Origin of the sequence: [Pseudopropionibacterium] massiliense, from assembly GCF_900607225.1 — a bacterium.
Taxonomy (GTDB): Bacteria; Actinomycetota; Actinomycetes; order Propionibacteriales; family Propionibacteriaceae; genus Arachnia; species Arachnia massiliensis.
Genome location: NZ_LR027842.1, coordinates 505,858 through 513,902, shown reverse-complemented (window position 1 = coordinate 513,902; position 8,045 = coordinate 505,858). Strand labels below are relative to the sequence as shown.

The window sequence follows — 8,045 nt, the reverse complement described above, 5'->3', positions numbered from 1 at the left end:
TTTGCACAGGGCTAGGTGACCCGGGCGGCGGGGCACAGTGCCGAGTGAGCACGGGCATGCAGAATTGGATGGAACTCGAGGTCAGAACGAGGACCGAGAATCCATCTCCTTGATCAATGAGGCGGGCCGCATATCAGTCCAGTGGGAGTCAACCCATTCCATTGCGATTTTCTGTTTCATCGGCCCGGCGACCTTGACCCACCCGGAGGGAATATCAGCGAAAACAGGCCACAACGAGTGCTGGTTTTCCGCATTGACCAGAACCAGGAAATCGGCGTCTTGATCATCGAAAGGATTCATGGGAAGCTCCAGTTGATAAATGATATGAAATACGACTGCATTCGCACGAAAATCGCTGTTTCCTCACGGAATCACCGCCACTTGAAAGCAATCAGGATTCGCGAAGAAAATCCTATTGAACGACAAGCGGAAGGAGAGGAATGGGAATTTTGGAACATCGCATGAACAGCATTGCTCCAGAATTCGAACGTTTCACTCGGGGACCCGTCACAGCAGCGCGGACGGCAGCCACCGCCGGCGATGCCCCGGCACGGTCGCGAACCGCCCCGGGACCCGGAGGACCCGGGGCCACGGGCGCCGCATCAGGAGACGGAAGCCCTCGCACAGGAGCCAACCGACGCCCGCGGGGCAACACGGGGTGAACGAAAACGACGGAAACATCCATAACATCCATGACCCACCTCACTTCGCCCTGCACACCGGGGCCACCCACACGCGGGCGCCACCCGGACACGAACAGGACGGACACCATTCAGGCAACGCGTTGGACGATCCGAATTCCCTCGACACCTGCGAGAGCAGCACATACCCGAGCGACCACGGTCGACACGGATTCGACCGCACCCGCCCCGGCACGTCGAGTGACGGCACCGAACCCCCGCAAGCACACCACCAAGAAGAACAACGACGGCCATCCAGTGGTCACGATCGAACGCAGAGTCGGCAACGGGGATCCACGACACACCGCAGATCCCCAGCGATGCGAACATCGCGACTCCCAGGACAGGCCACATGGCCACTTATGATAATTACCAATACGGCATGGCGCAACCCGATTCGACAAATTAATCCAACGCCACCTGCCCGAAGGTTGTTGAAAGTTTTCCTTCCCTTGTCACGAGGCCATTGCCGCTCATTCGCTTTCGTGAATCAACCTACGAACTGGTGACGTATATTATCATCGAGCCATCCCGCGTCGCCGGCCACGAAAACATCTCGGAAACGCCCTGGCTAAAAGTTATGTATCCAAAGACGGGGCTCCCCCAAACCTTTCGTCACATCGATACGAACTCGACGTACAATCTCGACGTACAATTGCGTTCGCGGAATCCCGACAGGATTCGCGGGAGAAACCCACGACTCGCACCGGACCGCTCCCCTCGGGCTCCGACGGAAAGCGCCCGATGACCCGAACCCGGACGCCATCGGCCACCACGCGCCGGGATACGGTGACGTCGAGGACTCCGTCGCCACGCGGTTCGAACCGACACCCGAACCACACGGATTCACCCCGACAGCGATTCGGTGCCACCGCGAGGTTCAGGTTGACACTACAATGCTTAACATGACCGACCTGACGCCACGGCGGGAGGCCACTGTTGGTCGCTTGGTCAAAGCTGCCATCACCCAGTTCGCCACCCGAGGCATAGACGCCACCAGCGTGGAACACCTGTGCGAAGCCGCAGGATTCAGCCGAGGCGCGTTCTACTCAAATTTCACATCCAAGGACGACCTGTGCATCGCGGTGGCCGAACGCTACCGCGACGACGTACAGGCCAGCCTGCCCGAAGCCGTCGCGAGCCTACCCTCCGGGGAGGACATCGCCCTGGTGGCCGATGCCGCCCTGGAGCGCTTCCTCAAGATCCTCTCCCCCAGCCGGGAGATGACGATCACCCTGTTGGAGATCCGCATGCGGGCGCTGCGCAACCCCAAGCTGGCCAGCCATCTGGAGCGGATCAACACCGAGACCCGCCCGGCGCTGGTCAACTTCGTGGACGACCTGACGAAGCGTCTCGGCATCTCCTTCGTGCTGCCGACGGAGCACATCCTCGACCTCTTCGAGGCGCTCTACTACTTCGAGTTCAACCGCTACGGGAAGTACAGCATCCGCCCGCTCCTGACCCCCCTGACGCTCTTCCTCATCCGTCCGGAGACGGACTCCTGACAACGGGCCCCTCGACGGCGGGGATCCCCGCTCTCCGTGACCGCTGCGGCCACGCACCAGGGATCGCCCGGCGGCGCGCCGTACCCCGCATCGCTCATCCCTCTCAGAGGGTCAGGCCCCGCAGCCTGGCGTAGTCCTCCTCCGAGGGATGGGCGATGATCACGCGTGGCGGGTGCGTGCCCGGATGTGGCATGACGAGGTGGGGCAGCTGCGTGGCGACCTCGGCGTACGGAACGTCCAGGACCGAGTGCCCGTGCTCGAAGGCGATCACATCCACCAGCGGGATGCTGGCGCCAGGCACCCCCTCGGGGACGAAGGCCATCGAGAAGAGTTCGTCGTCGAGTGCGTAGAGGTCCTCGTAGTCCGCCACGTGGTGGGGGTATTCCTGCTGAACGGATTCCTTGAGGACGTTGTAGACACGCCCCTCCGCGCGCTGCCTGAGCCGTTGCAGTCGTCTCCCGAGCTGGGAGGTCCTCGGCGGCAGGCTCAACTGCCATCGCCGGTTGGCCACGACATGGGGCAGCGGGTGGATGCCGTCGCGGGCAAGGGCGGCCTCTTCCAGATCGTCGAGGAGGTCACCCCAGCGGTCCGTCGCGACATTGACCAGGAAGATGTCGTTGCGACGCGCCGGGATCACCGCCCAGGCGGTGCCCGTGCGCTCGCCGAGCCTTCCCAGGAGCTCCTCCATGGCCGCGGCATCCGCGAACCAGGCCGCCTCGTTCCCGGGCGGAGCGGTCAGGACCAGCACATCGGGCCCGAGTCCCATCTCGGAGAAGGCCATGGCCTCCTCCATGGTGCGCAGGTTCCCGATGGCCCTGCTCTGGAGCTCGATGTCGTACTCCGCGATCCTATCGCCCGGCAGCTCCGTCTCGGGGACGATGCGCAAGGTCTCGGGTTCGTCGATGGCCAGCCCGAAGCCGATGAAGTCGGTGAGCCATCCGACCGCGGCGGGGGCCAGCTGCCCCTGCGGCACGAAGTAGTCGGCGCTGCGAACCAGCGGAACGACGGTCTCGAGGTCCATTCCGCCCGCATCCCCGGAGGCACTCACGACGTCCACGGCACGGTGCAGACGGGCAACGCGGGCCGCCTCGGGCTCGTCGGCGCGGACGGGATCGGCCAGGCGGGGGTCGATCCTGATCACCTGCTCGTCCTCGAGGCGCAGCATCAGCATCTCCGAGTCCGGCTCCCCGGGCCGGGACGCGTCCAGCACCTCGACCACCCCGGGATGCGTCGCGAGGATCCTGATCGCTTCTTCTCGACTCATGAGGCCGACCATACGTGCGGGCGGCACGCCACCGGATGATTGACATCAAAACTGGCCACCTGACCGACACAGCCCAGACAAGTACTTGCATACCTGGAAAGTATTTGTTAACCTGACGTCAGTCGATGCACAGTTTCAGGAGGACGACATGACCAATCACCCGAACCCCACCCCCGAAGAGGCAACAGACATGCTGCGGCAGGCCGAGACCGCCCTCACCCGCACCAGGGGCATCGCCGGGTGGCCGACGATAGCCACCCAGATGAGCATGGGTGCCGCCACCTCCGTGTACCTGCTGGCCAACCGCGACACCGATTTCGACGCCGTCTCCTTCGTCGGCATGATGGTCTGGATCCTGGCACCCATGATCCTCGTGGTCGCGTTCGCGAAGGTCGCCAAGAACGGTTTCGCAGTCCGCTGGGGCGTCTACATGGCGGTCTGGGCCCTGTGCTGGGGCATCTCCATGCTCTTCCCCACGGCCGTGGTCCGGGTGCCGCTGGCGGTGGTGATCGCGGTCACCAGCTTCGTCGGCGCTCTCGTGGAGGCGCGCAGATGAGCACCGAACACCCCCGCCACAAGCTGGTCGACGAGTTCACCAACCCGGTTCGCTTCTCGCTGGTGGCAGGACTTGCCGGGGTCGAGCAGATCGACTTCGCCACCCTGCGCAACCACATCCAGGTCTCCGACTCCGTGCTCTCCCGCCAGGCCAGCCAGCTCGAGGGCCTCGGGATCGTCGCCGTCCGCAAGGGCTACATCGGGAAACGCCCCCGCACCTGGTTCAGCCTCACCCCGAAGGGCCGCACGCTGTGGAAGTCCCACCTGGCGGCGCTGCGGGCCATCGCCGAGGACTCCGTCCTCGCCGCTCCGGGTGACGGCTCCTGACCCCTGCGGTCTCCGGAACGATCCGGCCAAGCAGGCAGACTGGGTGGTATGAACATCGAGAAACTGATCACGGAGGCCCCCGGGCAACCGGACTTCACCAACAACGCCTGGATCCTCGGCGACGACCGGGAAGTGATCGTCATCGACCCGGCCCACCAGCCCGACCGCATCGCGCTCGCCGTCGGCGACCGGAAGGTGAGGGCGGTGCTGCTGACCCACGGGCACTGGGACCACGTGACGGCCGCCCCGGCCTTCGCGGCCCTGATGGGCAATCCGCCCGTCCACCTGAACCCCGCGGACGAGTTCCTGTGGCGGGAGACCCACCCGCACGAGGCGTTCCGGTCGCTCGACGACGGCGACGAGTTCACGGTCGCCGGGATCACGCTGCGCGCGGTCAGCACCCCGGGACACACCCCGGGAGCGACGTGCTTCCTCACCGATGGGGTGGTCTTCACCGGCGACACCCTCTTCGAGGGCGGCCCGGGGGCCACCCGTTGGGAGTACTCGGACTTCGACCGGATCATCACCTCGATCCGGGAACGCCTGCTCACCCTGCCCGACGACACCGTCGTCAACACGGGCCACGGCCCCTCCACCACCATCGGGAAGGAACGCCCGCACCTGGACGAGTGGATCGCCCGGGGATGGTGATGCCCACCCCAGACAGCCACTCGAACCAGCCTGACAAGGGCAAACGAAGAGCTGCACATCTTCTCCTCGGACACCCTTGACTCTCCCGCTCGAAGCGACTACATTATCGTCCAATAGCCACTTGACGTCAAAGCCACAAGAAAAGCATGACAGACAACTAGATATCGGGGTACGTTCATGGGTGGCGCATCATTCAATCAAATTCTTTCTGAATTTTGTTTTGTGAACCACCATGAATGAGGTTCATTCACAGCCTCTCCGAAGCTGGTTGAGCCGGACCGCGACGAAGGAGCAGTCCGTGTCGAAACCATCAGAGCTCGCCGCAATTCCCAAGATACGACCACCAGAGGATTGCGCTGACCGGTACCCCCTGTGAATAAGCCTCACTAAACCTCGTCAAGGAGGAAGTTCATGCACAGCGAACTCAAGAAATACTCAAAAAAAATTCGCGCCTTTGGCAATCACAGCAGCGTTTTTCGCTATGCCGTTGTTGAGCGGGTGCGCAGCAGGGGTTGGCACCGCTTGGTGTGATTTCAGCACCAACAATGTTCACAACTCCAAAGGAACACCATCGGACATGGTGGCAAAGTCTAGAGCTACCTGCAGTTCTGCCGTTCATGTGAGCGGGTACATTGAAATCGAGAAACAAGGATTTCTCGGAACGTGGAGCACATACGCCCATCAAGAGATCGAGCCATTCACCGCAACCCCGGGGGAACAAGTAACTCGCCAAGTTGCAGCCCCATGCGCAAAGGGAAGCTTCCGGAACAAAACGCACGTGATAGCATCCTATGATGGCGAAACAAAGTCAGGAACCATGGTTTCTAATCCGACAGAGAATCCTTGTGGGTGATGTGCCGCAAAAGAGCCCTGGAGTCACATTTGGACTCATAGGGCTAGCCAGCATTGCACTAGGATTCATAGGTTGCCCCCCGATCCCTTGGGGGGCAACCGCTATTTCAATTACGTTATCAGTGATACTGACAATACGAAAACGCTTGACATGGTCGAATGCACTCTTGGCCTCCGTCCCAGCAGGAGCAGTTCTCAACACCGCAGGGCTGGCTTGGCATATCGCACCCATTGCCATTCTTCTACTTCAGCTAGCCCTCTCTTTCAGAAAGAAGGCCCCAAAAGAAGTGAAGATTACTTCATTGCACAAGATGAACACGCCACTGACACTTCTGACAACTGCAGGAATAACATGCCTGGCCTCAACGTTCATGATCTGGTACGCAAGTTCAAGGATTTTACTGATAAGTTATTCACCTTGGCTCCCTGTATCATTTCAAATCTTTACCGCCTCTATTATTAACGCACTCATGGAGGAGATAATTTTCCGCAAAACACTGTTTAGAACCTTGGAAGATTTTGAGTCGTCGATAATAGTAGCCGCGTCGGGAATCACTTTTGGACTCGCGCACTGGTCCTCCGGCATCCCCTTCGGATTAATTGGCGTAACCTCCACCACGATTTACGGCCTGGCTCTATCCTTGTTGTACAATAAAACAGGTTCGTTGACACTCCCCGTGCTCAGCCACATCATTGTCAACGCCATAACCCTAGGAAGTTTGACCTGCTAGCACTCGATATGGCATCGCATCATGAACAAAATACTGATACCCAACAAATCCTATCGGAATGACAACACCTGGGCATCCATGGTCGGAGCCAACTGGCTCTTCCATTTACGCATCCTGCACCCAGCGGAGCGCTTGACTTCAGACGGTTCTTGGCGCCCTGTCAGGTGGAAAGAGATTGCTTCAGCAGACATCGAATTGGCTACAGCGAGCTGGTTCGATGTCTCCAAAGTACAGCTACACAGCGGTCCATCCGGAGACGGGTGGGATCGCGAACCCGACATCGGCCCCGAAGATGTAAGTTTTCGAGCGCCCCTTCTGAAGTGCCTGTTCGAGGAAAATCCGACCACAATATGGGTTGGGCAGTGGGATGGCTGGGGAAATTTCTCAAAACCCAAGCAGGCATCCAAACTTGAGATCCCAAGCATGCTCCGCAGCTACTACGTGGTGGCTTTGACCCAAACACTCGAAGAGAATCTGACAAATTGCGAGAAACCAGACATACTACCAGATCTTATATGGGACGAGGCTGGAACCTTCATGTGCGTTTCCGATATCGATCTCCCCAGCACTATTATCGGCTGCAACGAGGAGATCGCCGAGAGACTCCTCCGGAATCCCGCTTTGGAAACCGTGAGAATTAATAGCGGTGCGCCCATTGTCATCTGACCCCACCCGTAAGTATAGTGGGAATGAAATAAGATTCGTGTCGATTGGGCATGTGGCCGATACGGGTTCCTGGCGTGCGACCGACGTTGTTTGATGGTTTCATCACCGCGTTTGTCGTATACTTGAGAAGCGTGGATACGGTCGCGATTTCGGATGATGAGTGTCGGATTCTCCAAGAATGAGGCTTATTCACAGGCGCGCGTCAACCAGTGAAACCCCTAGTCAGAGCAGGCTTGAGGACGGCTGTGAATAAGTCTCAATACAAGAAGAAAGCACCCTTGGTGTCAAGTGGTGGAGGCAACGAGTAGGCGTTCGTATGCTTCGCGTGGAGTTGGGCCACCCCAGGGCTGCTCTGGGGCGTCCACCCAAGCTCTTCAGCGATGGCGCCTGTGGTAGGGCTGATGTGTGGTGATCCGGGTGCCTTTGGGTAGGTACTCACAGATTCAGCCCGCCTGTGTTCTCGATGGGTTCCCCGCTCCCTACGGGGGAGCGAGGACGAGACGAAGACACATCTTCATGTCGGTTGCCAGGGTGAGTGCGGCATGACAGGTGCATCTTTCGAAACCGTGAAACCGAGGGCACGGAGACCCCGCATCACATCAGGGTGTGGTGTCGGTTGTGATCGATCAAAGACATCACACAACCCCTCAGATGTTCCTTTCCCAACGGCAGGGGCGAGGATCATCCACGGATCCGGGTGGTGCGTCCCCTCCAGGATCCGCCGCTGCTGAGGCGCCATCGGTTCCCGATTGTTCAGGACACACCTCCCATGTGTTCCCGGAGGGTTCTACGATCATCCACATCCTCGGGGCGG

Annotated in this window: 8 protein-coding genes; 6 read left to right on the top strand and 2 right to left on the bottom strand. The window is 60.1% G+C overall.

Annotation, left to right across the window (positions count from 1 at the left end):
* Positions 1-81: 81 nt before the first annotated feature.
* On the bottom strand, positions 82-300 hold the full coding sequence (locus tag E0E39_RS02195) for an MbtH family protein (protein ID WP_130873283.1): 219 nt from the start codon (positions 298-300) through the stop codon (positions 82-84).
* 1,285 nt (positions 301-1,585) lie between these two features.
* Between E0E39_RS02195 and E0E39_RS02190 the strand changes: the two genes are divergently transcribed.
* Complete coding sequence (locus E0E39_RS02190; protein ID WP_165444603.1) at positions 1,586-2,185, top strand: TetR/AcrR family transcriptional regulator; 600 nt, start codon at positions 1,586-1,588, stop codon at positions 2,183-2,185.
* Positions 2,186-2,288: 103 nt separating this feature from the next.
* On the opposite strand, the gene E0E39_RS02185 is transcribed toward E0E39_RS02190, so the two are convergent.
* Entirely contained in the window at positions 2,289-3,449 is a 1,161-nt protein-coding gene (locus E0E39_RS02185; RefSeq protein ID WP_130873281.1) for a hypothetical protein, read from the bottom strand.
* A gap of 148 nt (positions 3,450-3,597) precedes the next feature.
* Between E0E39_RS02185 and E0E39_RS02180 the strand changes: the two genes are divergently transcribed.
* The 5 genes from E0E39_RS02180 to E0E39_RS02160 all read left to right on the top strand — a co-directional run bounded on the left by E0E39_RS02180 (position 3,598) and on the right by E0E39_RS02160 (position 7,231).
* Positions 3,598-4,005: a hypothetical protein gene (locus E0E39_RS02180; protein ID WP_130873280.1), complete on the top strand. Its 408-nt coding sequence runs from the start codon at positions 3,598-3,600 to the stop codon at positions 4,003-4,005.
* Positions 4,002-4,331, top strand: a complete 330-nt coding sequence (locus E0E39_RS02175; RefSeq protein ID WP_130873279.1) for a winged helix-turn-helix domain-containing protein — start codon at positions 4,002-4,004, stop codon at positions 4,329-4,331. The genes E0E39_RS02180 and E0E39_RS02175 overlap by 4 nt, the downstream gene beginning before the upstream one ends.
* A 48-nt stretch (positions 4,332-4,379) precedes the next feature.
* Complete coding sequence (locus E0E39_RS02170; protein ID WP_130873278.1) at positions 4,380-4,982, top strand: MBL fold metallo-hydrolase; 603 nt, start codon at positions 4,380-4,382, stop codon at positions 4,980-4,982.
* Between the two features lie 1,019 nt (positions 4,983-6,001).
* The gene (locus E0E39_RS02165) at positions 6,002-6,565 is read left to right on the top strand and encodes a CPBP family intramembrane glutamic endopeptidase (protein ID WP_165444602.1); all 564 of its coding nucleotides are present in this window, start codon (positions 6,002-6,004) and stop codon (positions 6,563-6,565) included.
* A 21-nt stretch (positions 6,566-6,586) separates the two neighbouring features.
* Positions 6,587-7,231 (top strand): hypothetical protein, encoded by a 645-nt coding sequence (locus E0E39_RS02160; RefSeq protein WP_130873276.1) that lies wholly within the window; start codon positions 6,587-6,589, stop codon positions 7,229-7,231.
* The last annotated feature ends 814 nt before the right edge of the window (positions 7,232-8,045 follow it).